24 protein-coding genes and 2 tRNA genes are annotated in these 26,139 nt (G+C 72.0%); 10 read left to right on the top strand and 16 right to left on the bottom strand.

Annotated elements, in window-relative coordinates; translation table 11 throughout:
- The first annotated feature begins 212 nt into the window (after window positions 1–212).
- From ACFY16_RS02625 to ACFY16_RS02605, 5 genes are all read left to right on the top strand, one after another.
- A complete protein-coding gene (locus tag ACFY16_RS02625; RefSeq protein WP_390645237.1) occupies window positions 213–1,520 on the top strand; it encodes a peptidoglycan-binding protein in 1,308 nt (435 codons plus the stop codon).
- A gap of 165 nt (window positions 1,521–1,685) precedes the next feature.
- A complete protein-coding gene (locus ACFY16_RS02620; RefSeq protein ID WP_390645236.1) occupies window positions 1,686–2,816 on the top strand; it encodes an SPFH domain-containing protein in 1,131 nt (376 codons plus the stop codon).
- 115 nt (window positions 2,817–2,931) lie between these two features.
- Window positions 2,932–3,537 (top strand): lytic polysaccharide monooxygenase, encoded by a 606-nt coding sequence (locus tag ACFY16_RS02615; protein WP_390645235.1) that lies wholly within the window; start codon window positions 2,932–2,934, stop codon window positions 3,535–3,537.
- A gap of 192 nt (window positions 3,538–3,729) precedes the next feature.
- The gene (locus tag ACFY16_RS02610; RefSeq protein WP_390645234.1) at window positions 3,730–4,194 is read left to right on the top strand and encodes a DUF3592 domain-containing protein; all 465 of its coding nucleotides are present in this window, start codon (window positions 3,730–3,732) and stop codon (window positions 4,192–4,194) included.
- 219 nt (window positions 4,195–4,413) lie between these two features.
- Window positions 4,414–6,126 (top strand): AMP-binding protein, encoded by a 1,713-nt coding sequence (locus ACFY16_RS02605; protein ID WP_390645233.1) that lies wholly within the window; start codon window positions 4,414–4,416, stop codon window positions 6,124–6,126.
- Here the strand turns inward: ACFY16_RS02605 and ACFY16_RS02600 are convergent.
- The 6 genes from ACFY16_RS02600 to ehuB all read right to left on the bottom strand — a co-directional run bounded on the left by ACFY16_RS02600 (window position 6,092) and on the right by ehuB (window position 10,284).
- Window positions 6,092–6,165 (bottom strand) — tRNA-Lys (locus ACFY16_RS02600). The two genes, ACFY16_RS02605 and ACFY16_RS02600, sit on opposite strands and share 35 nt — an antisense overlap.
- Before the next feature lie 109 nt (window positions 6,166–6,274).
- On the bottom strand, window positions 6,275–7,033 hold the full coding sequence (locus ACFY16_RS02595) for an IclR family transcriptional regulator (protein ID WP_390645232.1): 759 nt from the start codon (window positions 7,031–7,033) through the stop codon (window positions 6,275–6,277).
- Between the two features lie 195 nt (window positions 7,034–7,228).
- Window positions 7,229–8,005 (bottom strand): amino acid ABC transporter ATP-binding protein, encoded by a 777-nt coding sequence (locus tag ACFY16_RS02590; protein ID WP_390645231.1) that lies wholly within the window; start codon window positions 8,003–8,005, stop codon window positions 7,229–7,231.
- A 10-nt stretch (window positions 8,006–8,015) separates the two neighbouring features.
- On the bottom strand, window positions 8,016–8,666 hold the full coding sequence (ehuD, locus tag ACFY16_RS02585) for an ectoine/hydroxyectoine ABC transporter permease subunit EhuD (RefSeq protein ID WP_390645230.1): 651 nt from the start codon (window positions 8,664–8,666) through the stop codon (window positions 8,016–8,018).
- A complete protein-coding gene (gene ehuC, locus ACFY16_RS02580; protein WP_390645229.1) occupies window positions 8,663–9,382 on the bottom strand; it encodes an ectoine/hydroxyectoine ABC transporter permease subunit EhuC in 720 nt (239 codons plus the stop codon). The genes ehuD and ehuC overlap by 4 nt, the downstream gene beginning before the upstream one ends.
- On the bottom strand, window positions 9,379–10,284 hold the full coding sequence (gene ehuB, locus ACFY16_RS02575) for an ectoine/hydroxyectoine ABC transporter substrate-binding protein EhuB (protein WP_390645228.1): 906 nt from the start codon (window positions 10,282–10,284) through the stop codon (window positions 9,379–9,381). Before ehuB ends, ehuC begins: the two co-directional genes overlap by 4 nt.
- Before the next feature lie 97 nt (window positions 10,285–10,381).
- Here ehuB and ACFY16_RS02570 point away from each other — a divergent pair, with 97 nt between their 5' ends.
- A complete protein-coding gene (locus tag ACFY16_RS02570; protein ID WP_390645227.1) occupies window positions 10,382–10,876 on the top strand; it encodes a DUF3830 family protein in 495 nt (164 codons plus the stop codon).
- On the opposite strand, the gene ACFY16_RS02565 is transcribed toward ACFY16_RS02570, so the two are convergent.
- Both ACFY16_RS02565 and ACFY16_RS02560 read right to left on the bottom strand, forming a co-directional pair.
- A complete protein-coding gene (locus ACFY16_RS02565; RefSeq protein ID WP_390645226.1) occupies window positions 10,857–12,284 on the bottom strand; it encodes an amidase in 1,428 nt (475 codons plus the stop codon). The two genes, ACFY16_RS02570 and ACFY16_RS02565, sit on opposite strands and share 20 nt — an antisense overlap.
- A 17-nt stretch (window positions 12,285–12,301) precedes the next feature.
- Window positions 12,302–13,249, bottom strand: a complete 948-nt coding sequence (locus tag ACFY16_RS02560; protein ID WP_390645225.1) for a D-2-hydroxyacid dehydrogenase — start codon at window positions 13,247–13,249, stop codon at window positions 12,302–12,304.
- 138 nt (window positions 13,250–13,387) lie between these two features.
- Between ACFY16_RS02560 and ACFY16_RS02555 the strand changes: the two genes are divergently transcribed.
- From ACFY16_RS02555 to ACFY16_RS02545, 3 genes are all read left to right on the top strand, one after another.
- Window positions 13,388–14,182 carry a decarboxylase gene (locus ACFY16_RS02555; RefSeq protein WP_390645224.1) on the top strand — a complete coding sequence of 265 codons (795 nt, stop codon included), beginning with the start codon at window positions 13,388–13,390 and terminating at the stop codon, window positions 14,180–14,182.
- On the top strand, window positions 14,179–14,910 hold the full coding sequence (locus ACFY16_RS02550) for an aspartate/glutamate racemase family protein (protein ID WP_390645223.1): 732 nt from the start codon (window positions 14,179–14,181) through the stop codon (window positions 14,908–14,910). Before ACFY16_RS02555 ends, ACFY16_RS02550 begins: the two co-directional genes overlap by 4 nt.
- A 91-nt stretch (window positions 14,911–15,001) precedes the next feature.
- The gene (locus ACFY16_RS02545; RefSeq protein ID WP_390645222.1) at window positions 15,002–16,123 is read left to right on the top strand and encodes an LLM class flavin-dependent oxidoreductase; all 1,122 of its coding nucleotides are present in this window, start codon (window positions 15,002–15,004) and stop codon (window positions 16,121–16,123) included.
- Here the strand turns inward: ACFY16_RS02545 and ACFY16_RS02540 are convergent.
- A complete protein-coding gene (locus tag ACFY16_RS02540) occupies window positions 16,102–17,922 on the bottom strand; it encodes a putative bifunctional diguanylate cyclase/phosphodiesterase (protein WP_390645221.1) in 1,821 nt (606 codons plus the stop codon). The two genes, ACFY16_RS02545 and ACFY16_RS02540, sit on opposite strands and share 22 nt — an antisense overlap.
- A gap of 470 nt (window positions 17,923–18,392) precedes the next feature.
- Between ACFY16_RS02540 and ACFY16_RS02535 the strand changes: the two genes are divergently transcribed.
- Complete coding sequence (locus tag ACFY16_RS02535) at window positions 18,393–19,607, top strand: M6 family metalloprotease domain-containing protein (RefSeq protein WP_390646080.1); 1,215 nt, start codon at window positions 18,393–18,395, stop codon at window positions 19,605–19,607.
- A 106-nt stretch (window positions 19,608–19,713) separates the two neighbouring features.
- Here ACFY16_RS02535 and ACFY16_RS02530 read toward each other — a convergent pair.
- The 7 genes from ACFY16_RS02530 to ACFY16_RS02500 all read right to left on the bottom strand — a co-directional run bounded on the left by ACFY16_RS02530 (window position 19,714) and on the right by ACFY16_RS02500 (window position 26,097).
- Window positions 19,714–19,787 (bottom strand) — tRNA-Lys (locus ACFY16_RS02530).
- Window positions 19,778–20,401 carry a bifunctional DNA primase/polymerase gene (locus ACFY16_RS02525; protein ID WP_390645220.1) on the bottom strand — a complete coding sequence of 208 codons (624 nt, stop codon included), beginning with the start codon at window positions 20,399–20,401 and terminating at the stop codon, window positions 19,778–19,780. The genes ACFY16_RS02530 and ACFY16_RS02525 overlap by 10 nt, the downstream gene beginning before the upstream one ends.
- Window positions 20,402–20,533: 132 nt before the next feature.
- Window positions 20,534–20,902, bottom strand: coding sequence for a hypothetical protein (locus ACFY16_RS02520; RefSeq protein WP_390645219.1), 369 nt, complete (start codon window positions 20,900–20,902; stop codon window positions 20,534–20,536).
- Between the two features lie 165 nt (window positions 20,903–21,067).
- Window positions 21,068–22,408: an AAA domain-containing protein gene (locus ACFY16_RS02515; RefSeq protein WP_390645218.1), complete on the bottom strand. Its 1,341-nt coding sequence runs from the start codon at window positions 22,406–22,408 to the stop codon at window positions 21,068–21,070.
- The gene (locus tag ACFY16_RS02510) at window positions 22,405–24,036 is read right to left on the bottom strand and encodes a hypothetical protein (RefSeq protein WP_390645217.1); all 1,632 of its coding nucleotides are present in this window, start codon (window positions 24,034–24,036) and stop codon (window positions 22,405–22,407) included. Before ACFY16_RS02510 ends, ACFY16_RS02515 begins: the two co-directional genes overlap by 4 nt.
- Entirely contained in the window at window positions 24,027–25,157 is a 1,131-nt protein-coding gene (locus ACFY16_RS02505) for a hypothetical protein (RefSeq protein WP_390646079.1), read from the bottom strand. The genes ACFY16_RS02510 and ACFY16_RS02505 overlap by 10 nt, the downstream gene beginning before the upstream one ends.
- Complete coding sequence (locus tag ACFY16_RS02500; RefSeq protein WP_390645216.1) at window positions 25,108–26,097, bottom strand: phosphatase PAP2 family protein; 990 nt, start codon at window positions 26,095–26,097, stop codon at window positions 25,108–25,110. The genes ACFY16_RS02505 and ACFY16_RS02500 overlap by 50 nt, the downstream gene beginning before the upstream one ends.
- Window positions 26,098–26,139: the final 42 nt, after the last annotated feature.

Here is a 26,139-nt window from a genome sequence, read left to right as displayed (position 1 = left end):
CGTCGATAACTCTACATGACGTGCGGAGGTGCTCCGGACCACCTCGCGGCGGCCCCCCGGCCGCTTTCCGTCCCCCGCCGCCTCTCGCGGCCCCCGCCACCCGACCGCCGTACATCATTCGGACCGTCAACATGCGCACCGCGAAGACAGTTGGAAAACTGATCTCCGTGTACACGCGCGGACATTTCCACCTGGAGTGTGAGGGGAATCGCATGGCGGCTCCGGTATTCGAGGAATTCGATCCCGCGAGCGACTGTGACTGCCCGGGATGCGTCCACTGGCGCCGCGTCCTGCCGCATTCCCCCGCCCGCACCACCGGCCACCCGGCCGCCCACCGTGCCCTGGTCGTGGCCGCAGCCGCGTCCGCCGTGCTCGGCGCGGCGGCCACGGCACCCGCTCTCGCCGCCCCGCACGTACCCGCCCGCCCGGGCGTTCCCGCAGGTGACGAGCCCGACACCCCCCAGGGCGGCAGGGCCCCGCTGCACGGCCCCGGCGGCGGGCCGGGCAAGCCGGGCAGGCCGACGGGCTCGGGCAGGGCGCCCGCGACCACCCGTGCGGAGATCATCGACCGGGCGCGGAAATGGATCGACGCCGACGTGCCGTACAGCATGGACGCCTACTGGTCCGACGGGTACCGGCAGGACTGCTCGGGCTTCGTCTCCATGGCCTGGAACCTGCCGGGAAACGAATGGACGGGCACCCTCAGCCAGTACGCGGAGCGGATTCCCAAGGGGGAACTCCAGCCCGGCGACATTCTGCTGTTCCACAATCCGGCGGACCCGGAGAAAGGCTCGCACGTCGTCCTTTTCGCCGGCTGGACGGACCACACGCACACCCACTACGACGCCTACGAACAGATCCCCCCGCACGCCCGCCGCCGGGCCACCCCCTATGCCTACTGGAGCCACTCGGACAGGTACCTCGCCTACCGCTACAAGGGGCTCGCCGCGGACACGGCGGGCGCGAAATCGGACGGGGGCGGCGCGGTGACTCCGTATCCCGGACCGGCGTACTTCGGTCCCGGCGCGAACAACCAGTACGTCACCCTGCTGGGCCGGATGCTGGTGCGGCTCGGCGCCGGCGGGCTCTACGCCTCCGGTCCGGGCCCGCGGTGGTCCGACGCGGATCGTCGGGCCACCGAGACGTTCCAGCTGGCGCAGGGCTGGACGGGCGCGGCCGCGGACGGACTGCCGGGCCCGCGGACCTGGGAACTGCTGGCCGCCAGGGCCGGCCGGGACGTCGCGGCCGGGGCGGCCGACCCGGCGGCGCGGCCCGCCGAGGCCCCCGCCTATCCGGGCCGGGGCATGTTCCGGCCGGGCGCCGACAACAAGTACGTCACCCTGCTCGGCCGACAGCTGGTGAAGAAAGGGTTCGGCAAGCACTACACGACCGGGCCGGGGCCGCGCTGGGGCGAGGCGGACCGGCGTGCCGTCGAGGCCTTCCAGCGCTCCCAGGGCTGGCGGGGCGGCACGGCGGACGGCTACCCGGGGCCGGAGACCTGGCGGCGGATCTTCTCGTAAACCACTCGCAGATCACAACCACTGGCAGCACGAGGACCACTCGCAGACCACAACCACTGGCAGTACGAGGACCACTCGCGGGCCGAGAACCACTCGCGGACCGGGAGCCACTCGCACCGCCCGCCCACTGTTGTGACGCATCTGGCGCGGAGGCTGGAGGCACGCATGAGCAGTACGACCACTTCACAGACGCCCGAATCGGACGGACCTGGACCGGCCGAGGGAGAGACCCGGCCCGTCCGGCTCATCCAGAACGAGGTGACCACCGAGATCCCCGTCCATCTGCTGTTCCGCGACGAAGTCGACCCGGTGTCCGTGCCGCTCAAGCCCGCGGTCGTGGCGCGTCGGCGGGGCACCGGCGAGCAGCCGCGCTTCCGGCGCCCGGGGCCGGCGAAGGCGCGCCCGGTGGCTCAGGTCGACCCCGACCTGGTGGAGCGGCCCGGCCGGGTGCTGCCCGGCACGGTGGGCGTGCTCGCCGGGGCCTGCGGGGCGGCCGGCTGCGCGGCCACCTCCTGGTGGGCGGGCGTGCTGCCGCCGCCGGTGGTGCAGGCGCTGGGGCTGCCGGCGCACGCGGGGGGCGGGCTCGGTCCGGCGCAGTGGGCGGCGTATGCCGGGGCCGGGGCGCTCGGGCTGTTCGGCTTCGGCGGCCTCGCCCGGGGCCTGACCGGGCGGGCCTGGGTGCTCGGCCTGTTCGGGCGCTACCGGGGGACCGTCCGGCGCACCGGGCTGATGTGGGTCAACCCGCTGCTGCTGCGCCGCCGGGTCGACGTACGGCTGCGGCACTGGCGCAGTGAGCCGATGCCGGCCGCCGACGGCAACGGGGTCGCGCTGCGGGTGGTGGTGCTGGTGGTGTGGCGGGTGCGGGACACCGCGCGGGCCACGCTCGGGGTCGAGGACCACGAGACGTATCTGCGCGAGTGCGTGGAGGCGGCGCTGGCCCGGGTGCCGGTGGAGATGCCGGGAACGGCGCGGGGGTCGCTGGACGCGGCCACCGACGCGCTGACCCGCCGGGTGGCGCAGGACGCGGGGCCGGTGGGCCTGGAGGTGTTCTCGGTGCGGCCGGTACGGGTGGAGTACGCCCCCGAGGTCGCCGCCGCGATGCACCGCCGCCGGATCGCCGCGCTGGACGCGCAGAACCGGGCGAGTGTGCTCACCTCGGTCGTCGACTCGGTGGAGGACACGGTGACCCGGCTGACCATGCGCGGACTGGTCGAGCTGGACGACTACGAACGCAAGGCGCTGGTGAAGGACCTGACGGTCGCGTTCTGCGCGGGGCGAGGGGAAGCGGCTCCGTGATGGGTATGGACCCCGTTTTTGGTATGGACATGTTCAATTGATCGCAATAATCTGAGACTTGGTCTAGACCTGCACAGCTCACTGAACCTCCCCCACGTTCTCCAGGAGCGGCAGCATGCGCAGAAGGACCAAGTTGTATGCCGCCGTGGTGGGCCTCGCCACGTCCGGAGCCTTCGTGCTCTCGTCGGGTGGTGCCAGCAGCCACGGCTACACCGACCTCCCCATCAGCAGGCAGAAGCTCTGCCAGAACGGCACGGTGACGAACTGCGGCGACATCCAGTGGGAGCCGCAGAGCGTCGAGGGCCCCAAGGGCTTCCCGGCCGCGGGTCCGGCCGACGGCCAGATCTGTTCCGGCAACAACACGCGGTTCGCCCAGCTCGACAGCCCGAAGACCCCGTCGGGCGGCGCCTGGCCCACCACCAAGGTGACGGGCGGCCAGAGCTACACGTTCCGCTGGCAGTTCACCGCCATGCACGCCACGACCGACTTCAAGTACTACGTCACCAAGACGGGCTGGAACCAGAACCACAACCTGGCCCGCTCCGACCTCACCACCACACCGTTCCTGACGGTGCCCTACAACGGTCAGCGTCCCCCGTCCACGCTCTCCCACAGCGGCACGCTGCCGTCCGGGCTGAGCGGTCACCACGTCATCGTCGCGGTGTGGACGATCGCGGACACGAGCAACGCGTTCTACGCCTGCTCCGACGTCACCTTCTGATCCCCCTCGGGTAGGGTCCGCGGGCGCCGGAACGACCGGTTCCGGCGCCCGCGGGTGGGCGTGAGCGTGATGCTCAAGGTGATGATCCGGCACCGGTGAGTTCTGAGGATGCCTTGAGCTGATCGGGTGCCGCCCGCGGGTAGGTTCCTGACACGCCTACCGATGGGTACGGCGTGGAGATCGGGGGATCCCATGGACGTGATGTTCTACGCCGTTCCCGGCCTGATCATGGCCGCGGCTCTCTTCATGGCGTACCGCGTGGTGCGCCGCACGGTGCAGTTGCGCATGGCCTGGAACAGCGGACTGACGGCGGAGGCGCGCTGTCTGCGGACCTTCACCACGGTGCACGGCGGCGGAGAGTCCCGCGTGCGCACGACCCTGCACCACGTCTACGAGTTCACCTCGCGCGACGGCCGCACGGTCCGCTTCGAGGAGGAGGACGGTCCGGCCACCGTCGTCGAGGGCGACATCGTCACCGTGCACTACAAGGACGGCCGTCGCGAGGTGATCGCCACCGCCCTCCCGCCGCGCAAGGTCAAGCAGGCGGCGGGCACCCTCGCCCTGCTGGCGTTCCTCGGCGTGGTCGTCGGGTTCTGCGTCGCCTTCATGGTGACGTACACCGAGGTCTTCGCGACATCGGACGTCGGCGGCTTCTGAGCGGCCTCGGTGAAGTCCGCTGCGGTTCCGCAGCACCCCGAAGGGGCGCGGGGCTGTGTCGATATGCGGCTCCGCCGCGTGGGCGCGACCAGCTACGACGACGCCGCGGGCGATCGACGGCGCATCGCCGCACATCCCGCGGAGCGCTCGGCGGACTCCGGTGGATTCGGACCGCACGGGCCTCCACTTCTGACGATACGTCAACTACCGTGCCCGCCCATGGAGTCCACCAGGGGCACGGTCGCCGAACTCGTAGCGGCGCGGTGGGGTGACCATCGGCCGGGGCTGTGGTTCGAGGAGCGGGTGCTCACGCACCACGAGGTGGCGGCCGGGGCCGCGGCCCGGGCGGCGCTGCTGGCCGAGCTGTTGCCGCCGGGCGCAGAACCGCATGTGGGCGTCCTGCTCGACAACACCCCGGAGTTCCCGCTGTGGCTGGGCGCGGCCGCGCTGGCCGGAGCGGCCGTCGCCGGGATCAATCCCACCCGTCGGGGACCTGAACTGGCCCGCGACATCCGGCACACCGAGTGCCGGGTCGTGGTCACCGAGCGAGCCCACCTGCCGCTCCTCGACGGACTCGAACTTCCCGGTGTCCGCCTGTTGGTGACCGACAGCGAGGCCTACGCCGACCTGCTCGCCCCGTACACGGACGCCCGGCCGGACGCCTCCCGGGCGACCCCGGCCGACCGCGTCCTGCTGTACTTCACCTCCGGCTCGACCGGCGCCCCCAAGGCCGCGATCTGCTCCCAGGGCCGGCTGGCCGCCGCCAGCCGCTCGCTGGCGGACCACTTCTCCGTCCGCCCGGACGACGTGCACTACATCTGCATGCCGATGTTCCACGGCAACGCGGTGATCGCCGACTGGGCGCCGGCGCTGGCGGCCGGAGCGGGGGTGGCGCTGCGGCGGCGCTTCTCCGCGTCGCGGTTCCTGCCGGACGTACGACGCTATCGGGCGACGTACTTCACCTATGTGGGACGCGCGGTGCAGTACCTCCTCGCCACCGAGCCCCGCCCCGACGACCGGGACAATCCGCTGCGGCTGGGCTTCGGGACGGAGGCGGGCGCGGTGGACGCGGCGGCCTTCGAGCGGCGGTTCGGGGTGCGGCTGGTGGAGGGGTACGGCTCGTCGGAGGGCGGGGCCGCGGTCCAGTGGACGCCGGGGACGCCGGCGGGGGCGGTCGGGCGGGCGGCGCGCGGGGGCGATCTCGTCGTCCTCGACCCGGAGACGCGCGCGGAGTGTCCGCCCGCCGTCTTCGACCCTGACGGGCGGCTGCTGAACGGGGACGAGGCGATCGGGGAGCTGGTCAACCGCGGTCCGAACCCCTTCGAGGGCTACTGGCGCAACCCCGAGGCGGACCGCGAGCGACAGCGGGACGGCTGGTACTGGACCGGCGATCTCTTCTACCGGGACGCGGACGGCTTCCTCTACTTCGCCGGGCGGACCGACGACCGGCTGCGCGTGGACAGCGAGAACCTCGCCGCCGCGCTGATCGAGAACATCCTCGCCCGCTACGAGGGCGCCGTGGCCGTCGCCGTGTACGCGGTGCCGGATCCGGTGGCCGGGGACCAGGTCATGGCGACGCTCGCCGGTGACTTCGACCCGCTCGGCTTCGCGGAGTTCCTGCTGGCCCAGCCGGACCTGGGGACGAAGATGGCGCCACGGTTCGTGCGGGTGGTGGAGCGGATGCCGGTGACCGCCACGAACAAGATCCATCGGGCGGGGCTCAGGCGGGAGGGGTTCCGGTGTGCCGATCCGGTGTGGTGGAGGCCGCCCGGGGCGGGCGCGTACCGGAGGCTGAGCGCCGGGGACCTGGCCGGGCTGGTGGCGGAGTACCGGGCGCGGGGGCGGGAGGGGAGAATAGCGAAGGAGCCCCCCGCTTCCGCGGAGGGCTCCTCATCTGTGCGCCGCCAGGGACTCGAACCCCGGACCCGCTGATTAAGAGTCAGCTGCTCTAACCAACTGAGCTAGCGGCGCATGACTCCCGCCTTCCGCTCTCGCGGTCGGCGACAAAGAAAATACTACCCGGTCCGAGGGCGTGCTCGTGACCACCCGGACCTGCGGCCGACGTGTGGCTGACCTGCGGCTAGATCGCCAGCGACAGCAGGACCGGAGCCGCGTTCCGGTTCAGGGCGTCCGCCGCCTGCCGGAGCCGGTGCGCGTGCTCCAGCGGGAGGGACACGGCCAGGCAGCCCACCGATGACCCGGCCGTGATCGGGACGGCCGCGCAGACCGTGCCGACCGCGTACTCCTGGAGGTCGAGGACGGGCACCGTGGGCGGCTGGGCCTCCAGGCAGGAGAGCAGGAGCCGGTCGCTGGTGATGGTGCGCGAGGTGAGGCGGGCCATCTTGTGCCGGGCGAGGTGGTCGCGCCGGCTGTTGTGGTCGAGCTGGCCGAGCAGGCTCTTGCCGACCGCGGTGGCGTGCGCGGAGTAGCGGAAGTCGACCCACTCTTTGACGGCGGGGGTCGTGGGGCCGTCGGCGTACTGGGTGACCTTGACCTCGCCGTCGACGTACCGGCTGATGTAGACGGCGGCTCCCACGGAGTCGCGCAGCCGGTCGAGGGTGTGCTGGAGCTTCTCGCGCAGGGCCTCCTCGCGGTCCTGGGCGGAACCCAGGCGGGCGAGGGCCTGGCCGGTGATGTACGCCCCGTCGGTGACCTGCTCGATGTAGCCCTCGCGGCGCAGCATCCGCAGAAGCGTGGTCAGTCGCTCCATGCCTATGCCGGTCTCGCGGGCGAGCACGGTGTCGGTGACACCGCTGGAGTGCCGTGCCACCGTCTCGAGGACGCGCAGGGCGTCCTGAGCCGAGTGGTACGGCGCGGTCGGCTCGTGCTTCAGCGCCACGGTTAATCCCCCCGGTCGCTTTCTGGGCCGTGATCCGGGACATCGGATCCCCTCCACGATAACCGGCAAGAGCCATATCGGGAGGGGTTGTTGGCGAGATTGTGGCCCCTCAACTGCGGCACTGTCACTCTGGCATATGCCAAAGTCATGCCACGACATCGAGACCTGGGGTGATGGCTTATTTACTTTTCGTCATTACAGCACCGCACCGAGGAATTCCCGGGTGCGTTCGTGGTCGGGATCGCCGAAGAGCTTCTCCGGCGGACCGGATTCGATGACGCGGCCCGAGTCGAACATCAGCACCTGGTCGGAGATGTCCCGGGCGAAGTTCATCTCGTGGGTCACGCAGAGCATGGTGATGTCGGTGGAGCGGGCGATGTCCCTGAGCAGATCGAGGACGCCCGCCACCAGCTCCGGGTCCAGCGCCGAGGTCACCTCGTCGAGGAGCAGCACCTGCGGCCGCATGGCGAGGGCCCGGGCGATGGCCACCCGCTGCTGCTGCCCGCCGGACAACCGCGTCGGGCGGACGTCACACTTGTCGGCGAGACCCACCAGGTCCAGCAGTTCGCGGGCGCGTGCCTCCGCCTCGTCCTCGGACAGCCCGAGGACGGTCACGGGCGCCTCGGTGATGTTCCTGAGCACGGTCATGTTCGGGAAGAGATTGAACTGCTGGAAGACCATCCCGATCTTCTTGCGGACCTCGCGGATCTGCTTCTCCGGGGCCGGGTGGAGCCGCTCCCCGGCGACCGTGACCGTGCCCTCGTCGGGCTTGGTCAGGGTCATCAGCAGCCGCAGGATCGTCGTCTTGCCGGAGCCGGACGGGCCGATCAGCGTGACGTGCTTGCCGGAGTCGACGGAGAAGTCGAGCCGGTCGAGGACGGTGTTGTCGCCGAAGCGCTTGGTGACCTGGTCGAAGCGGATCAGTTCGCTGCCGTCCACCGGCGGGTTGGTGTGGGCGTCGGGGTCTTTCATCAGGGGGGTGTCAGCGGACAAGACGTCGCTCCAGGGCTCGCAGAAGAAGGGAGGCCAGATAGGAAATGAGGATGAAGGCCACGCCGATCACCGTGAGGGGCTCGGTGAACTGGAAGTGCTGCTGGGAGAAGAGCCGGGCTCGGCCGAGCATCTCCAGCACGGTGATCACCATCAGCATCGGCGTGTCCTTGAGCATCGCGATGACGTAGTTGCCGAGGGCCGGAACGACCCGGCGGATCGCCTGCGGAAGGATCACCGCCCGCCAGGTCCTGGTGACGGGCAGGCTGAGCGCCGTCGCCGCCTCCCACTGGCCGACCGGCACCGCCTCGATGCCGGCCCGGTAGACCTGCATCGTGTACGTCGAGTAGTGCAGGCCGATGCCGACCACACCGGTGGTCAGCGCGGAGAGGGTGAGTCCCCACTCGGGCAGCACGTAGAACAGGAAGAACAGCTGCACCAGCAGCGGGGTGTCGCGGACGAACTCCGTGACCACTCCGACCGGCCAGCGCACCCAGCGCGTGGGCGTGCGCATCAGCAGCGCCCACACCAGCCCGAGGGCGAAGGAGATCAGCGAACCGAGGGCCAGCGCCTCCAGGGTGACCACCAGGCCGTCCCAGAAGTGCGGCATGAAGTCCCGTACGGCGTTCCAGTCCCACTTCACGCGACACCACCCCCGACACCCGTCGTCTCGGCCCGCTTCAGCTCACGCGCGGCCACCCCGCGCTGCGGCTCCTTGCCGACGCCCGCCTTCAGCCGCTTCTCCAGACCGCGCATGAGGCGCGTGAGCAGGAAGGCGATCACGAAGTAGATCAGCAGTACGTACGTGTAGATCTCCGCGCTCTGCTGGAGCGCCAGCCGCACCAGGTTGGCGCTGAAGGTCAGATCGCCCATGCCCATGACGGACACCAGGGCCGTCCCCTTGAGCAGCTCGATCAGCAGGTTGGAGAACGGCGGGATCATCTCCGGTACCGCCTGCGGCAGCAGGATCAGCCGCATCCGCTGCCAGGGCGTGAAGCTGAGCGCGATGCCGCCCTCCTTCTGCGCCGGGTCGACGGCGCTCAGCGCACCGCGCACGATCTCCGAGCCGTACGCCCCGTACGTCAGCCCCAGCGCCAGCGTGCCCGCCCACATCGGCACCAGCTGCCAGCCGAAGGCGACCGGCAGCACGAAGAACACCCAGAAGATCATGACGAGGGCCGAGGTCCCGCGGAACACCTCGGTGTAGAGGCCCGCGAGGAAGCGGACGATCCACAGGCGGTGGGTGCGGGCGACGCCGGCCACGAAGGCGGCGGTCGCGGCCAGCAGCGCGCTGTAGACCAGCAGTTGGACGGTGGTCCATATCCCCTTGAATACGAGTTCCCAGAGTCCCGAGGTCATCCGCCGCACAGCTCCTTCGCGGTCAGATCGGTCATCTCGGCCTCGGTGAAACCGAAGGGCCGCAGGATGCGGAACAGCTCCCCGCTCTTCTTGAGCTTGTGCAGCTCCACGTTGAAGGCGTCCCGCAGCTTCGTCTCGGTCGGCCGGAACGCGAAGGCGCCGCCGTCGACGTGCGGCTTCCCGTCGACGAGCGGCGCGAAGGCCTTCGTCGCCTCGGCCTTGCCCGATTTCTTGACGGCTGCACGGGTGGTGACGGCCGTACCGGCGAAGACGTCGACGCGCCCCGCCTCGACGGCGTTCAGCCCGGCGACCTGGTCCGGCACGATGAGGATGTCGCTCTCCTGGTAGCCGGCCTCGACCGCGAACTGGATCTCGGCATAACCGGTCCCCGTCGCGAACCTGGCCTTCTTCGCGACGACGTCCTTGTAGTTGTGCAGGCCCTTCGGATTGCCCTTGCGCACGATGAAGGAGTCGAGCATCTGGTAGTCGGGGTCGGCGAAAATGACCTGCTCGCAGCGGTCCGGGTTGACGTACATCCCGGCGGCCACGACGTCGAACTGCTGCGAGTTAAGGCCCGGGATGAGCGAGCCGAACTCGGTGGGCACGGGCTGCACCCTGTCGACCCCCAGCCGTTTGAAGACGACCTTGGCCAATTCCGGTGCCTCGCCGGTCAGCTCTCCGTTCTTGTCGATGTACCCGAACGGGATCTCGCCCGCGATCCCGAGTCGTACGACGCCCTGCGCCCTGAGCCGGTCGAGCAGATCACCGCCCTGTGTCGTGGACGCCGTGGCCACGCGGCTGCAGCCGGCGGCACCCAGCGCACCGAACGCCGCCACCCCCGCGAGCAGCGATCGGCGGGTGGGCGCGGATATGTGTTCGCCATTCCCAATAGGTGGAGCCATGGCGGCGCGGCTACCCGACTCGATGCGAGTTATGCAGATCGATTTGAGCCCCGGTCTTCGCCGACGCCCCCTTGACCGGCGCGGGACCATGGAGTGCATGGCTGCTCGCTACATCGAAGTCTCGCTGGTCAAGCGGGGAATCCACTGCACGGCACAGCTGCTGGACGACCGCGCGCCGATCACCTGCGCGGCCGTGTGGGATTCCCTCCCGCTGTCCGGCGACGTCTACCACGCCAAGTACGCACGCAACGAGATCTACGCCCTTTTCCCGCCTTTCGCGAAATCGGAGCCACCCCTGGAAAATCCGACAGTTACCCCGATCCCCGGAGATCTCTGTTATTTCTCCTTCGCGGGCACGGAATTGGGCACGAAGGCGTACGGCTACGACGCCGGGGTACGCCCCGGCACCACGGTCGTCGACCTCGCCCTCTTCTACGAACGCAACAACCTGCTCCTCAACGGCGATGTGGGCTGGGTGCCCGGCATCGTCTGGGGCCAGGTCGTGGACGGTCTGGAGGCCATGACCGAGGCGTGCAACGACCTGTGGCGGTCGGGGGCGGCGGGGGAGACGCTCAGCTTCCGGCGGAAGTGAACGACGGGGAGGTGAACGAAGCCGTGAACCCCGCCTCGTACAGCGCGTGGGCCGCACGCAGCACGAGGTCGTCGCGGTGCCGGGCGGCCACGATCTGCATCCCCACCGGCAGACCGGCACCGTCCGCCCCCACCGGGACGGTCGCCGCGGGCTGCTGCGTCAGGTTGAACGGGTACGTGAACGGCGTCCACCCCGTCCAGCGCCGGTACCCGGAGCCCTTCGGCACCTCGGCCCCCGCCTCGAACGCGGTGATCGGCAGCGTCGGCGTGACCAGCAGGTCGTACGACTCGTGGAAACGGCCCATGCGCCGCCCGAGTTCCATCCGGACATCCACCGCGGCCAGGTAGTCCAGCGCCGACCGGCGCGCCCCCGTCGCGCTGATCTCCCGCAGCCCCGGGTCCAGCGACTCCCGCTGCCGCGGGCCGAGGTGCTGGGTCACGCGGGCCGCGCCGCTGAACCACAGGGTGTGGAACGCGTCCACCGGGTCCGTGAAATCCGGGTCGGCCTCCTCGACGTACGCGCCGAGCCGGGCCAGCCGCTCCACCGCCTGCCGCACCGCCGCCGCGACCGCCGGGGCCACCGCCACCTGCCCGCCGAGGGAGGGCGAGTACGCCACCCGCAGCCCGCGCACACCTCCGGCCAGCGCGTCCGTGAAGGACGCCCCCACCGGCCCGAGCGCCGACCAGTCGCGCGCGTCCGGCGCGGCGATCACATCCAGCAGCAGCGCCGCGTCCGCCGCGTCCCGGGTCATCGGCCCCACGTGCGCCAGCGTGCCGAAGGCGCTCGCGGGATACAGCGGCACCCGCCCGTACGTCGGTTTCAGCGCGAAGATCCCGCAGAACGCCGCCGGGATGCGCACGCTGCCCCCGCCGTCCGTGCCCAGCGACAGCGGGCCCGCGCCGAGGGCCACGGCGGCCGCGCTGCCGCCGCTGGAGCCGCCCGCGGTGCGCGAGGTGTCGTACGGATTGCGGGTCGCTCCGCTCAGCGGCGAGTCGGTGACGCCCTTCCAGCCGAACTCGGGAGTGGTGGTCTTGCCGAGAAAGACGGCGCCCTGCTCACGCAGCCGGGCCACGGCGGGCGCGTCCTCGTCCCAGCTTCCCTCCTCGGACATGGTCTTCGAGCCACGCAGGGTCGGCGCGCCGCGCAGCAGCAGGATGTCCTTCACCGTGACCGGTACGCCGTCCACCGGCCCGTACGGGTCGCCGCGCCGCCAGCGGTCCGCCGACTCCCGTGCCCGGGCGAGCGCCTCGTCCGCGAAGAGACGCACGAACGCGTTCACCTCCGGCTGGATGCGCTCGGCCCGCTCCAGGGCCGCGCGGGTCGCGTCCACGGGGCTGAACTCGCCCTTGCGGAAGCCCTCGACGAGTCGTAGGGCGGTCAGCTCGGTGAGTTCCGTCGGCTCCGTCATGCACCCTCCTGGCGGCTTCAGTGTCCGGGTACGTATCCGCGCTTCTTGTCGACCACGTTCGGCAGGTTCCGGCCCGCCTCCCAGCGCTCGTACAACTCGACGAACTGCGCGCCGAGGTCGTCCCGCCAGCCGACCGTGTCACCGCTCATGTGCGGGGACACGATCAGCCCGGGAACCTGCCACAACGGGCTGTCGGGGGTGAGGGGTTCGTCCTCGAAGACGTCCAGGGCGGCGCCCGCGATCCAGCGCTTGGCGAGCGCCTCGGCGAGGGCGTCCTCGACGACCAGCTGCCCGCGCCCGACGTTCACGAACCGGGCCGAGGGCTGCATGACGCCGAAGCGGCGGGTGTCGAACATGTGGCGCGTCTGCTCCGTGAGTGGCGCGGCCGCGATCACCCAGTCGGCGCGGGCCAGCAGCCGGTCCAGGTCCCCAGGGCCGTGGATGCCGGTGCGCGGCACGCGGCCGACGAGCGCCGTCGTCACGTCGAGCGCCTTCAGGGTGCGGGCGATCGCCCGGCCGATGGGGCCCGACCCGACGACACACGCCCGCGTGCCGGCCAGCCGCTGCCCCTCCCGGTGGCGCCACTCGCGACGGCCCTGCAACTCCCATGTGCGCGGCAGGTCCTTGGCCATCGCCAGGACCAGGGCGGCGACGTACTCGGCGATGGGCTGCTCGAAGACGCCGCGCGCGTTCGTCACCACGGTGTCGGACGCGGCGAGCGCCGGGCACATCAGGTGGTCCACGCCCGCGCTCGCCGTGTGCACCCAGCGGGGCCTTGGACCCTCGCCCGGCCAGGCGTCGCGCACCGCCGTGGAGGCGAAGTCCCACACGAGCAGCACGTCGGCGTCCGGGAGGTGCCGGGCGAGGCTGCCGGCGTCGGCGTGCACGATCCGGGCGCGGCCGGTGAGACGGCCCAGGCGGGGCGGGGGGTCGGCGTCGAGGACGAGAAGCGTCGGGGCGGTCATGGGCAGCCGTTCTTCGCGGTGAGCGAGCGTCTGACATGCACGGATTGACCACGCTCGCACCCGAACCTACCGTCGTCAACACGGGCGCGTTCACGGTCCGTTGTCCCCTCCTTCCGCACGGTGAGGCAGGTGCCTGCCATGGAGTCCTCGGACATCACCTTTCTCGGGGGTCCGCGCCCGCAGCGAGGCGTCGGTGTGGTGGCCCCCTTCGACTTCGCCCTCGATCGCGAACTGTGGCGCTGGGTGCCGGACGACATCTCGCTCCATCTGACCCGGACGCCGTTCGTGCCGGTCGAGGTGAGCCTCGACCTCGCACGGCTGGTCAGCGAGCACGAGACGCTGCGCGAGGCGGTGCGCACCCTCAACGCCGTCGCGCCCGAGGTTGTCGCCTACGCCTGCACCTCGGGCAGCTTCGTCGACGGGATCGCCGGGGAGCGCGCGATGTGCGAGGCGATGACACGGGCGGGCGCGGTGCCCTCCGTGACCACGTCCGGGGCGCTGCTGGAGGCGCTCGCGGAGCTCGGCGCCCGGCGGGCGGCCCTGGTGACCCCGTACACGGAATCCGTGACGCGGGCGCTGCAGGAGTACGTCGCCCAGGCGGGCGTCGCGGTGACGGGCTGCGCCTACATGGGGCTGACCCGGCACATCTGGAAGGTCCCGTACCGGGACGTGGCCGACATGGCGCGGCGCGCGGTCCGGGGCCGGGCGGCGGACGTACTGTTCATCTCCTGCACGAACCTGCCGACGTACGACGTCATCCCCCAGCTGGAGGCGGAGCTGCGCATACCGGTCATGTCGGCCAACCAGGTAACGATGTGGGCGGCGCTGCGCAGGCTGGGTACCCGAGCCGTGGGGCCGTATCAGGCGCTGCTGGACGACTCGGCGCGTGAGTGGCCCGTACTGCCGGAAGAACAGCAGGAAGGCTGGACATGACCGCACTCGGACTCCTCTACCCGGGCCACTCCGCCGAGGACGACTATCCGCGCATCGAGCAGCTCCTGGGCAGTGACATCCGGGTGGACGTGGTCCACACGGACATCGGCGAGGACGCGCACAGGGCGGACGCCCTGCGCGAGATGGGCTCACCGGATCGGCTCTCGGCGGGCGTGGCGCAGCTGCGGCTGTCCGGGGCCGAGGCGATCGTGTGGGCCTGCACCAGCGGCAGCTTCGTCCACGGCTGGGAGGGCGCCCAGGAGCAGGTGCGCACCCTCGCCCGGGCGGCCGGGCTGCCGGCCTCCTCGACCTCCTTCGCCTTCGTGCACGCCGTGCGGGAGCTCGGGGTGCGGCGGGTCGCGGTGGGGGCGACCTACCCGGACGACGTGGCCGGGCTGTTCGCGGACTTCCTGCGGACCGGGGGCGCGGAGGTGGTCGCGGTCCGCGGTGCCGGGATCATCACCGCGGCCGAGGTCGGGACGTGGGGCGAGGCGGAACTGTTCACGCTGGCCCGGGAAGCCGACGACGCGTCCGCCGAGGCGCTGCTCCTGCCGGACACCGCCCTCCACACGGCCGCGCACATCCCCGCCCTGGAGAAGGAGCTGGGCAAGCCGGTCCTCACCGCCAACCAGGTCACCGTGTGGGAGGCCCTGCGCCTGACGGACCGCCGCGTGAACGCGCCGGCGCTGGGGGCGCTGTTCACCCGGGAGCCGATCGTGCAGGTGTGAGCGGCGGCGGAAGAGACCGGGAATAAACGGGGACAGCCTCCTGTTAGCGGCCTGAGGACAGCGCACGGCCGAAAAGCAGGAGGCATCCACCGTGACGGCAGACGAGAACCGGGACAAGGCGCAGGGCGAGACGGACGGCATCCGGGGCGCGGCACAGGGCACCGCCCCCGCACCCCTGTCCGTACTGGACCTGGTCACCGTGGGCGCGGGCAGTACCGCCACCGACGCCCTGCGCACCAGTGTCGCGCTGGCCCGGCTCGCGGAGTCCCGCGGCTTCCACCGCTACTGGGTCGCCGAGCACCACTCGATGCCGGGCGTCGCCTCCTCCTCGCCCGCGGTGATCCTCGCCCACCTCGCCGCCCACACCGAGCGCATCCGGCTCGGCTCGGGCGGCGTCATGCTGCCCAACCACGCGCCGCTGGTGATCGCCGAGCAGTTCGGCACGCTGGAGGCCATGGCCCCCGGCCGCGTCGACCTCGGCCTGGGCCGCGCCCCCGGCACGGACGGCGCCACCGCCGCCGCCCTGCGCCGCACCGACCGGCTCAACGAGGGCGCCGACGACTTCCCCCAGCAGCTCGCCGAGCTGATCCGCTTCCTGGACGACGACTTCCCCGACGGCCACCCGTACTCCCGCATCCACGCGATCCCGGGCCCGATCCAGAGCACCTCACCCGGCGGTGTGCAGTCCCCGCACCGCCCGCCCGTCTGGCTGCTCGGCTCCTCCGGCTTCAGTGCCCGCCTGGCCGCGATGCTCGGCCTGCCCTTCGCCTTCGCGCACCACTTCTCCGCGCAGAACACCATTCCCGCGCTCGACCTGTACCGGGAGCAGTTCCGCCCGTCCGCGGTCCTCGACGAGCCCTACGCCCTCATCGGCGTCTCCACGCTCGCCGCGGACGACGAGAAGGAGGCCCGTCGCCAGGTGCGGGCCACCGCCCTGAACATGATCCGGCTGCGTTCCGGGCGGCCCGGTCTCTTCCCCGGCCCGGAGGACGCCGAGTCCCACGTGTTCAGCTCGCTGGAGCAGGAGTTCGTCGACTCCTGGGCCGGCAACATCGTCCACGGCACGGTGGACGAGGTCCGCGCAGGCCTGGACGACCTCCACAAGCGCACCGGCGCCGACGAGTTGATGCTCACGTCCCACGCCCACAGCGGCGAGCTGCGGCTGCGCTCCTACGAACTGATCGCGGACGCCTACGGGTTGCCGACGACGTAGGACGTCGTCCCCAGCAGCTCGGAGATGCGATCGGGCGGCACCGGGCGGGAGTACAGCCACCCCTGGCCGGTGTCGCAGCCGATGTGCCGCAGCCGGGAGGCCTGGGTGAGGGTCTCCACGCACTCGGCGGTGACGGTCAGGCCGAGCCGGTGGGCGAGCTGGATCATCGCCTCGACGACGACCTCGTCGGCCGGGTTCGGCCGCTCGCCCGCCTCGTCGTACTGGAAGCCCCGGACGAAGGAGCCGTCCAGCTTCAGCACGGAGACGGGCAGGCGGCTGAGGTAGGCGAGGTTCGAGTAGCCGGTGCCGAAGTCGTCGATGGCGATCCGCACGCCCATGTCGCTCAGCGCCTGCAGGGCCTGGAGGGGGCGGCCCGCGGAGCCCATCACCGCGGACTCGGTGAGCTCCAACTGCAGCAGGCTCGGGGCCAGTTCGGTCTCGGCGAGGACCTCTGCCACGTCCGCGACCAGGTCGGAGTCCCAGACCTGCCGGACGGCCACGTTGACGCTCACGAAAATCGGCGGCTCGTCCGGGTGGTCGAGCTGCCAGCGGCGGGCCTGCCGGCAGGAGGTGGCCAGCGCCCAGCGGCCGAGCTGCACGATCGAGCCGTCCTCCTCCGCCAATCCGATGAACCGATTCGGCGTCAACATGCCGAACTGCGGGTGGTTCCAGCGCGCGAGGGCCTCGACCCCGCGCACCCGGCCGTCCTCCATGCCGACCAGCGGCTGGTACTCCAGGACGAACTCCCCGCGCTCGATGGCGGGCCGCAGCGTGGAGGCCAGGGCCTGGCGGGTCATGCGGTGCGCGTTGCGCTCCGGGTCGAACAGCGTCCAGCGGGACTTGCCGTCGGCCTTCGCCCAGTACAGCGTCGTGTCGGCGGCCTGCATCAGCGCGGTGGCCGTGGTCCCGGCCGCGTGCCGCTCCACCACCCCGATCGACGCCGACAGCGACAGGCGCCGGCCTGCCAGGTCGAACGGCGCCTGGAGGGCCGTGAGTACGGACTCGGCGAGCTCGGCGACCTGATCGGTGCCGGTGGAGTCCTCGACGAGCAGCGCGAACTCGTCGCCACCGAGTCTGGCCACCAGGGGAGCGCCGGCCCTCGCCAGCCCGGCCTCCTCGGCGACGCGGGTCAGCCGTTCGGCCGCGGCGGCGAGCAGCCGGTCGCCGACGCGGTGGCCGAGGGTGTCGTTGACCGCCTTGAAGCCGTCCAGGTCCAGATAGCACAGGCCGATCCGTCCGGTGCCGCTCTGCTCGTACGCCTCCGCCTCCAGCGCGGCCGTCAGACGTTCGAAGAACAGCGTGCGGTTGGGCAGCCGGGTCACCGGGTCGTGCATCTGCAAGTGCCGCAGCCGGGCCTGGAGTTCACGGCGGGCGCTGATGTCGGCGACGGACAGCAGGATGCCGGTTTCGTCGCCCGCCAAGGGCGCGACGGTGACCTGCACCCACACCGACTGGCCGTCGGGGTGCTTCAGCCGGCGGGTGCAGCGCAGCTTCGCCTGCCGGCCGCGCAGCACCTCGCGGTAGGCGTGCCAGGTGCGGGTGTCGGAGGGCAGGTCCACCAGGTCGGCGGCCGTGCGTCCGGCGAGCGACGCCGGGTCGCTGCCGAGCAGGGCGCCCAGCATGTCGTTGGCGCTGACGACCAGACCCTCACGGTCGACGACGGCCATCGCCAGAGGCGCCGCCGTGAAGACGGAGCGGTACGGCGACCCGCCACGAGGAGGCGTGTCTGGATCACTGTCTGTGACGGCCGACCGGTCGAGGTCTGCCGCGGGCGTCGGCCCTTCGGACGTTCCGCTCACCGCTCGCTCCCGCAGTGCACTCGATCTCTGTCCGCGCAGCAAAGTGTGCCGATCATAGAGGGTGGTCCCAGGGCCTTCCAGCCACTGTCCAGTGTCCCGGACGGGTCGGCCTTTCCGGCAGATCGTTTCTGCCTGCGCTTGGACGGGTTCTTCAAGCAGCGGACTGCTTGTGACGTTCCGTGAGTACTTCGGGGGTGTCGTCTTCTACCCCGATCCGGGCCCGCTCACTCATCCGGGTCAGATAAACAGGGCATAGAGCAGCAAAACTACACAGGCTGGGTGCGGTGTCGTCCCGTCAACCGCATCCGGAGGTCCCGTTGCCGCGTCAGCTGCTCCGCAGGGGACTCAGACCCGGGGCCTTCAAGGGGGCCTTCGGCGGGGCCGGCGGGGGCTTCGGCGGGGTCGGCAGGGGTCTCTGCCGTGCCGCGGCACGCCCCCGACTGCGCAGCACCGCGGCCGTGTTCACCACGATGTCGGCGCTCGCCGCGACATCCCTCTTCAGTGTCCCGTCGGTCGCCGAACCCTTCTCGGTCGAGCCCTGTGTGTTGCAGCGCACCGACGCCCACCACTCGGAGGGCCTGGACACCTGGAACGCCGCGTATCCGCGTCCGACCCACTCCCTGGACGCGGTGATGGTCTTCCTGTCCTTCCCGGACTCGGCGCCGCTGACCACGCCCGCGCAGATCGCCGCCGACCACTTCCCGGCCACCAGCCGCTTCTTCGAACGGGCGTCCTACGGCAAGTTCACCATCCGTCCGCATCCGCTCCAGCGCTGGATCCGGATGCCGAAGCCGTCCACCGCGTACGCCATACAGCGTGACTGGAGCGCCGGGAACCGGGCCGCCTACCTGCGCGACGCACTCGCCGCCGCCGACCCGCAGGTCGACTTCTCGCGCTACGGCATCGTCTACTTCGTCGCCGACCCCGACGCGCCCGGTGTGGACTCCGACGCCACGAAGGTCGTCAACCTGGACACCCCCCTGCGGGCGGACGGCACGGACCTCCGCCGGGTGGTGACGGTCTTCGAGAAGCACCCACCGGACCGCCTGGTGCTCGCGCACGAGACGGGCCACGTCTTCGACCTGCCGGACCTCTACCACCGGCCGGCGGACGGCAAGGGCGACTGGGACACCTATGTCGGCGACTGGGACCTGATGGGCAGCCAGTTCGGACTGGCTCCCGACTTCTTCGCCTGGCACAAATGGAAGCTGGGGTGGCTCGAACCGCGTCAGGTGGTGTGTGTACGGGGTCCCCGCCCGACCCGCCTGACCCTCGAACCCCTCGGCGCGGGCCCGGGAGTCCCGGTCACCGGCGCCGCCGGATCCCCCGCGTTCGGCCTCGGCGACGGCACCAAGCTCGCGGTGGTGCGCACCGGCCCGGACAGCGCCCTCGCCTTCGAGGCGCGCGGCCCGGTCGGCAACGACCGGGCGGCCTGCGACACGGGCGTTCTCGTCTACCGCGTGCACAGCGGCGCGGAGTCCGGTCGCGGCCCCATCGAGGTGGTCGACGCCCACCCGCGGGGCGAGGGCTGCTGGGAGGACTCGGTCTACCCGCCCCTCGCGGACGCCCCGGTGGGCCTGGGCGAGAGCTTCACGGTGCCGGGCGAGAACGTGCGCGTGGAGGTGGAGGGGCGTACGGCGTCCGGGGCGTGGACGGTGACGATCACGGCGGGGGTGCGGGGCTGAGCGGGGCCTCACGGTGCGTGGCGAGGCCGCACAGAAACAGCACCGCACAAAAACAACGATGGCGAGGTGGTTCGCTTTACGCGAACACGCCTCGCCATCGCCAACGTGCGCCGCCAGGGACTCGAACCCCGGACCCGCTGATTAAGAGTCAGCTGCTCTAACCAACTGAGCTAGCGGCGCCTGCTGACGTCGTAGACCTTAGCATCCTGATCGGCGGGAGGAAAAATCGATATCCGTACCGCCGCGCGGGCCGCCCGCACGGCCGCCCACAGCAGGATCTCGGGGCCCGGCAACCAGGGGTGACGGGTGTCGGGGGCGGCGAGCCAGCGGGTGGCGGACGTGCTCGTGCCGACGGCCGTGGGGGTGAGGGCCGGTACGGTCACCGCGTCGCCGGTGCCGTGGCACAGCAGTGGTGGGATGGCCTCCGTACGGCTGTCCCGGCGGCCGTGGGCGCCCCACTCCTCCCACTCCAGCAGCGAGGGCAGCCGCTGGGCCGTGCCGGGCGCGGCGAACAGCAGCATCCGCCCCCGGAACGCGGCCACCGGTCCCGAGCCCGGCCCCTCGTCCCACAGCCGGTCGAGCATCCGGCGTCCGAAGATCGCGGGGGCGCTGACGACGTCGAAGACGGATCCGCAGGGCAGGACGACCGGGGCGTCCGGCCGCTCGTGCCAGAGGGCGAGGGTGCTGCGCGGGTACGTCCCGGCCGAGGCCAGCCAGTCGGCACCGTCCGGGGTGACCCCCGAGGTCTCGGAGCGATCGCGACCGGAGAACGGCTCATCCCATGTGCTGCTCATACCACCCAGGTCTACCGACCGTGAGCGAGCTGTTCCCGAGGGTTGCGGGAAATCGGGACAGGAGTGGGTGGGAGGGAGTATCTTGCCCGCCTGGCATATGCCATGAAGGTGTGTTCCGGGCGCGCGGGCCGCTCAGACCGGGTCGACGTACCCCAGACCCTCGGTGCCGCCCCGTATCAGGTCCCGCCCGAACTCGACCATCCGCTTCGCGTAGTCCTCGGTCCACTCGGCCCGCTCGGCGATGTCCGCCGGCGTGAGCCGGTCGAACCGGCGCGGATCGGCGAGCTGAGCCGCGGCGATCGCCTGGAACTCGACCGCCCGGTCGGTGGCCGCACGGAACGCGAGCGTCAGCTCCGTCGCCCGCGTCAGCAACGCCCCCGGGTCGTCGATCGACTCCAGATCGAAGAAGTGCTCCGGGTCGGCGGCCACTTCCGTGGGCTCGAAGAGCAGGGGCGCGGGGCGTAGCCGCGGTTCGTTGCGACGCGGCGTGGGCTCCGCCATGTCTTCTCCTCCTCGTACGGTTGCGGGTGGCACCGCCCTTCGGGTGGTCCACCCTCCATTGTCTCCCGGGGGCGCAAGGGCACCCCGGGCAAGCGTCACCGTCCCGGAGGCCCACCGCCCCGCACTCTCAAGTCCGCGGGGCCGGGCGATGTTCCCCGAGCGGGGTCATGGCCGCAAGATCACGCGGTGCTCGCTCAGGCGTGCCAGTACCGCGTGGTTCGCCTCCCAGCCGTCCGGAAACTTCACGACCGTCCCCAGCTGGACCGGCTCTGTCGACGGGTAGTCGTCCAGGAGGTCGCTCACCCCCGCTCGGCACACCACGATGCACGCGTGGCGGTGGCGGGAGGCCAGGACGCACAGGCGGCCTGTCTCGAGGTGGAAGGCGGTGGCGTCGGGGCGGCCGGAGAGGGGGTGGAGGACCACCGTCACGTCGAATTCCCTGCCCTGGAGCCGGTTCGCCGTGTCCACGGTGACGTCTGTGACGCCCAGCTCGGCCAGCGCCGCCCGGACCGCCGCCGCCTGGTCCCGGTGTGCCGTGCCCACGGCGATGCGGTCGGCAGTGAGGGGGGCGGGGGCGGGTGAGCGCTCCGACGTCGCGGCCCCGCCGCGATCCAGCAGGCGCCGCACGACCGTCGCCACCGCGCGTACCGCCTCCGGGTCCGTGCGGGGTGTGTGCCGTGCGGGCAGTTCCAGCAGGCCCCAGCCCGAGCTCGCGGCCTCGTCGATCACCCGGTCCGGGCCCGAGCCGTCCGACGGGACGGCGAAGGTGAGACGGCGGTCGCCGTGGTCCGTGCCGCTGCGGAAGGAGGTGTACGGGTAGAACGCGTCCGACACCAGGGGTGCCGCCGAGGCCGGGAGCCGCCAGGAAACCGGCAGGCGGTGCTGCGGCAGCTCGGGGTTGTGGGCCAGCAGCGTCGTCACGGCGGAGGCGGAGGGGTCGTACGACAGGCCCGCCCACTGCTCGCTGCCCACGAGGGCGAAAGGGTCCAGTTGGCCGGGGTCGCCCACGAACAGTGCCCGCTCGAACAGGCCGGCCACGGCGAGCAGCGCGTCCGAGCGCATCTGGTAGGCCTCGTCGACGATCGCGTGCCGCCACGGCTCGTCGACCTTGACGTGCGCCCACTTGGCGGCGGTGGAGATGACCACCGGGAGGCCGGCGAGATCCGCCGCCTTCGCCGACTTGCGGACGCTCGGCAGGTCGTCCAGCGCCTTGTCGTACGGGTCGGCGTCGCTGCTGTGCAGCCGGCCGACCGGCAGGTCGGGGTTCTTCTCGGCGAGGCGGATGACGAGGTCGTCGACCTGGGCGTTGGTCTGCGCGACGACCATCAACGGGCGCCCGGCATCGGCGAGTTCGAGCGCGGCGCGCACGACGAGCGTGGACTTGCCGGCGCCGGGCGGGGAGTCGACGACGACCCCGCGGTGCGGGCCGTGCACGGTGTCACGCAGGATCGCGTCGGTGGCCCGCGCGGCCGCGGCACCGGGGTCGAAGGTGGCCTCGGTGGTCACAACACGTCCTCCTCGGTGACGGGGTCGGCGGCCTCCGGCACAGTGGCCGCCTCTCCCGGCGGTCCGCCGTGCGTCCACGGTGTGTTCTCCGGGTCGGGCAGCTTCGCGCCGCCCCGCTGCTCGTGCTCGAAGAGGGTGAAGCAGATCAGGTCGCCCTTCTCGGGAACGGATCCCGCCTCGGGCTCCTTGCCGCGGCCCATCTTGTCGACCACCCGCAGGACGACCACACCATCGGCCTCGTGCCCGACGAACTCCGCCGCCTGCGGCTTCCCGCCCAGCGAGCGGTACACCTTGGCCCGCTCGCCCAGGTGCGGGCGGTCGTCGGTGCGGACGGTGACCAGCGGGCGCGGGCTGGGCCGCTTGCCCTCGCTGTACGCCATGACGACGTCGGTCACCTCGCCCACGAACGCCTCCCCGGCCAGCCGCCGGCCCGCCATCACCAGCGGGTCGTCCAGGGCCTCCTGGGCCTCCAGCCGGGCCTGCTCACGTTCGCGTGCGGCCAGCTTGTTCGCCGCCGTCACCGCGTCGTCGCGGCGCGGCTGCGGGGGCTCGCCCGCCACGACCCGGTCCCGGTGGCCGGTGAACGACCAGCGGTCACGCGTCCACCGCTCCTCGACGTGCGCGCCCTCGGGCAGTGTCCGCAGCAGCTCCAGGCCGTCCCACACCTTCTCCCAGGTGGGCAGGGTGCGGCTCTCGACCAGGTCGCGGATCCTCCGCTCGGCGGCAGTCAGTTCACCGAGCCGGTCGTCCGCCTCCAGCCCGTCCTCGGCGGCGGCGAGGGCGGTACGCGCGCGGTCGTAGCGCTCGATCGCGGGCGCGAGCAGCTTGTTGTCGAACGCCGGGTCGGTCGCCGGGCCCGCGGGCGGGCACAGCAACTGCCCGTCGGCGTCCCGCGCGAGCTCTGCCTGCAGCGCCGCCTCGGCGCCGGAGACGCCCGAGTGGGCGTCCCCCCGGTCGAGCGAAGCCGAGACCGAGGGAGGGTCGATCCAGGCGAGCAGCGCGCCCAGGTGCTGGTCCTCCAGACTGGACTGGCCGGTCGCCCAGTGCCGGCCCAGTACCTCGGTCAGGGCCAGCAGCAGCGCGGAACCGGGCACCCGGGCCCGCTCCCCGAAGTGGGTCAGCCACCGCCCGAGCAGCGGCACCCGGGGCGGCGCGGGATGCGGGGTCTCCGGGTCCTGCTCGGCGGTGCGGCGGAAGCGCATGGAGCGCCCCAGCAGCCGTACGAAGTCGATGCCCGCGCGGCTCGGCACGATCAGCTGGGGCGCGTCCGCGCACAGCTCGACCTCGACCTTGACCCGCTTGCCGGTCTCCGGGTCGGTCTCGCCCCGCTCGGCGGCCTCGACGACGTCGGCGTACGCGTCGACGTACGGCAGGACGACGTCGGCCAGTTCGGCCAGGAACGCGAACCGCAGGTCGCGGTCGCGTGGCTGCGGTACGACGAGCAGGCGCGGCGCGTCCCGGTCGGTGCCGACCAGTGCGCCGAGCGGGGCACCCGCCTCGCCGGCGGTGACGAGCGGCACGAGGACCAGCGGCCGCTCGGACAGATGCCGGTGCCGGACGGTGGCGGTGGGCTGGGCGCGGCCGGTGGAGACGGCTTCCAGCCGGGCGAGGGTGGAGATCAGTGACAAGGAGACGCCTCCTGACCGAGCGCCTCGGCGCGGAGCAGGGCCGCCCTGCGCAGCGTCGCCACCGCGGGATCCGCCGGGTCCCCGGCCTCCCCGCGGGCTGCCGCCAGCACCTCGTCGACGGTCGCCAGGCCACCCAGGTCGGCCCGCACCGAGCGGCCCAGCGAGGTCACCGCGCCCTCCGCGCGGGAGCGGTCGCGGCAGTGGAACGCCAGCTCGCAGGCGGCCAGGCACTCGGGCGCGTACGCCGCAGGGATCGACTCGACGGCGGCCGAGAGCTCGGCGGCGGGCAGCTCGGGCGAGAAGCAGGTGCCCTCGGGCAGGGCGTCGGCGATGTCCTGGATGCGGGTGAGCCGGGCCAGCTGACGGCTGGTGACCGCGCGCTGCTTGCGCACGTCGACGGCCGAGGCCGTGGGCAGGTTGGAGAAATCCTTGGGGCACACCAGCAGGACGCGGTGGCGCACGCGTGGGGCCGGGTCCAGACGGGCGGCCACCGCCTCCAGCGCCAGCACGTACACCGCGGCCTGCCGCGCGGCCGCGCCGACCTTCGCCGGGTCCGCCGAACCGTCCAGCATCGGGAAGGACTTGATCTCCACGACCGTCCAGCTGCCGTCCGGGTGCACGACCACCGCGTCCGGCTCGAGAAAGGCCGGGGAGCCCGCGACGTCGAGCGCCAGCATCGGGTGGTCGAGCAGCGTCCAGGCGCCGGGCGCCTCGGTGGCCTCGCGCAGCGCCAGCGCCGTACGCGCCGTGCGCCCCTCCGGGCCGCTCGCCGTGAGATCGGGGGTGTGGGCCCGCTCCGGCGGCTCGGCCGCCCGGTCCAGCCTCTCGTGGACCAGCCGCAGCAGCTCCGCGCCGCCGTCCGCCTTGACCCGCGCCTCGAACGCGTTGCCGCGCGTGAAGGCGAACTGCGACTGCCCGAAGACGGACGGTGAGCCCAGCGCGCCCGCCAGCGCAGCCTTGTTCACCCCGGCGCCGTCGAGGATCGCGCGCCGCTTGCAACCGGGGTTGGCGGCGAGCGCCGCGAGGGCGCGCGCGTCCAGGGCCTTGGCCGGTACGTCCGGGCCGCGCAGCTCAGCGAGCCGCTGCCGGAGTGCCCTCCCCGGCGTCCGTGGGGGAGGCACCCGGCTCGGCTCCGGGCCCGAACCGCGCATCGCGCTGGCGTGGAATTCGCTCACCCGTGGAAGTCTGGCATCCGGCACTGACAATCGAGGAACCTGCGCCGCTCGAGGCCGCGGAGCCGGACGGGACACGCACCCCGAACCGTCCTTGGAACCGTTCCCTGAACCACGCCTCGAACCACGCCCGGACGCGGTCCGCGCACCGCATCACCAGTGGTGCCAGCAGCAGTCCGACGCCCATCACTGCCGCGCCCGCGACCGCGTCGAGGAAGTAGTGATTGGCGGTGCCCATCACGACGATCGTGGTGAAGAGGGGATAGACGACCCCGGCCGCCTTCGCCGCCGGCGTGCGGCCGTACCGCCACAGCACCACCCCGCACCACAGCGCCCACCCCACGTGCAGGCTCGGCATCGCCGCGTACTGGTTCGTCATGCCGCCGAGGCCGCGCGGCGCGCTCGCCTCGCCGCCCCACCAGCCGTACGAGCTGTACTGGGCCATCGTGTCCACGAAGCCGTGGCCCGCCGACAGCAGGCGGGGCGGGCAGGTGGGCAGCAGGGTGAAGCCGATCAGGCCCATGAAGGTGGAGGTCATCAGCCAGGTGCGGGCCGCGCGGTAGTGCACGGCGCGGTACCGGAACAGCCAGACCAGGAGCCCGGGCGTGACCAGGTAGTGCAGCGACGCGTACCAGAAGTCCGCCGGCACCCCGAGCCACGCCTCGCTGGTGAACAGCCGGTTGAGGGGGTGCTCGGCGTTGATGTGCAGGAACTTCTCGACGCGCAGGATCGTCACACCATGGTCGACGGCGCTGAAGACGTCGCCCCGGGCGAGGAGCCGGCCCGCGGAGTAGCAGGCGTACACCAGCACGATCAGCGGCAGCTCGGTCCACCAGCGCAGCCGGGTCCGCGGGGCCGCCTCGATGCGCGGTGCCTCGGTCTGCGGCATCCGATCGCCCTCCCCCTTCTTCGTCCTTGCTGCGTCTGGTGG

Source organism: Streptomyces sp. NPDC001315, assembly GCF_042896175.1.
Lineage (GTDB): Bacteria > Actinomycetota > Actinomycetes > Streptomycetales > Streptomycetaceae > Streptomyces.
The sequence above is the reverse complement of the archived record's forward strand: the minus strand, read 5'-3'. Positions and strand labels throughout refer to the sequence as shown.

Bases quoted from the DNA above. Each gene is read 5' to 3' on its own strand.
- ACFY16_RS02625 (WP_390645237.1), top strand. From the start codon at position 213: ATGGCGGCTCCGGTATTCGAGGAATTCGATCCCGCGAGCGACTGTGAC.
- ACFY16_RS02620 (WP_390645236.1), top strand. From the start codon at position 1,686: ATGAGCAGTACGACCACTTCACAGACGCCCGAATCGGACGGACCTGGA.
- ACFY16_RS02615 (WP_390645235.1), top strand. From the start codon at position 2,932: ATGCGCAGAAGGACCAAGTTGTATGCCGCCGTGGTGGGCCTCGCCACG.
- ACFY16_RS02610 (WP_390645234.1), top strand. From the start codon at position 3,730: ATGGACGTGATGTTCTACGCCGTTCCCGGCCTGATCATGGCCGCGGCT.
- ACFY16_RS02605 (WP_390645233.1), top strand. From the start codon at position 4,414: ATGGAGTCCACCAGGGGCACGGTCGCCGAACTCGTAGCGGCGCGGTGG.
- ACFY16_RS02590 (WP_390645231.1), bottom strand. From the start codon at position 8,005: ATGAAAGACCCCGACGCCCACACCAACCCGCCGGTGGACGGCAGCGAA.
- ehuC (WP_390645229.1), bottom strand. From the start codon at position 9,382: ATGACCTCGGGACTCTGGGAACTCGTATTCAAGGGGATATGGACCACC.
- ehuB (WP_390645228.1), bottom strand. From the start codon at position 10,284: ATGGCTCCACCTATTGGGAATGGCGAACACATATCCGCGCCCACCCGC.
- ACFY16_RS02570 (WP_390645227.1), top strand. From the start codon at position 10,382: ATGGCTGCTCGCTACATCGAAGTCTCGCTGGTCAAGCGGGGAATCCAC.
- ACFY16_RS02565 (WP_390645226.1), bottom strand. From the start codon at position 12,284: ATGACGGAGCCGACGGAACTCACCGAGCTGACCGCCCTACGACTCGTC.
- ACFY16_RS02560 (WP_390645225.1), bottom strand. From the start codon at position 13,249: ATGACCGCCCCGACGCTTCTCGTCCTCGACGCCGACCCCCCGCCCCGC.
- ACFY16_RS02555 (WP_390645224.1), top strand. From the start codon at position 13,388: ATGGAGTCCTCGGACATCACCTTTCTCGGGGGTCCGCGCCCGCAGCGA.
- ACFY16_RS02550 (WP_390645223.1), top strand. From the start codon at position 14,179: ATGACCGCACTCGGACTCCTCTACCCGGGCCACTCCGCCGAGGACGAC.
- ACFY16_RS02535 (WP_390646080.1), top strand. From the start codon at position 18,393: ATGTCGGCGCTCGCCGCGACATCCCTCTTCAGTGTCCCGTCGGTCGCC.
- ACFY16_RS02525 (WP_390645220.1), bottom strand. From the start codon at position 20,401: ATGAGCAGCACATGGGATGAGCCGTTCTCCGGTCGCGATCGCTCCGAG.
- ACFY16_RS02520 (WP_390645219.1), bottom strand. From the start codon at position 20,902: ATGGCGGAGCCCACGCCGCGTCGCAACGAACCGCGGCTACGCCCCGCG.
- ACFY16_RS02500 (WP_390645216.1), bottom strand. From the start codon at position 26,097: ATGCCGCAGACCGAGGCACCGCGCATCGAGGCGGCCCCGCGGACCCGG.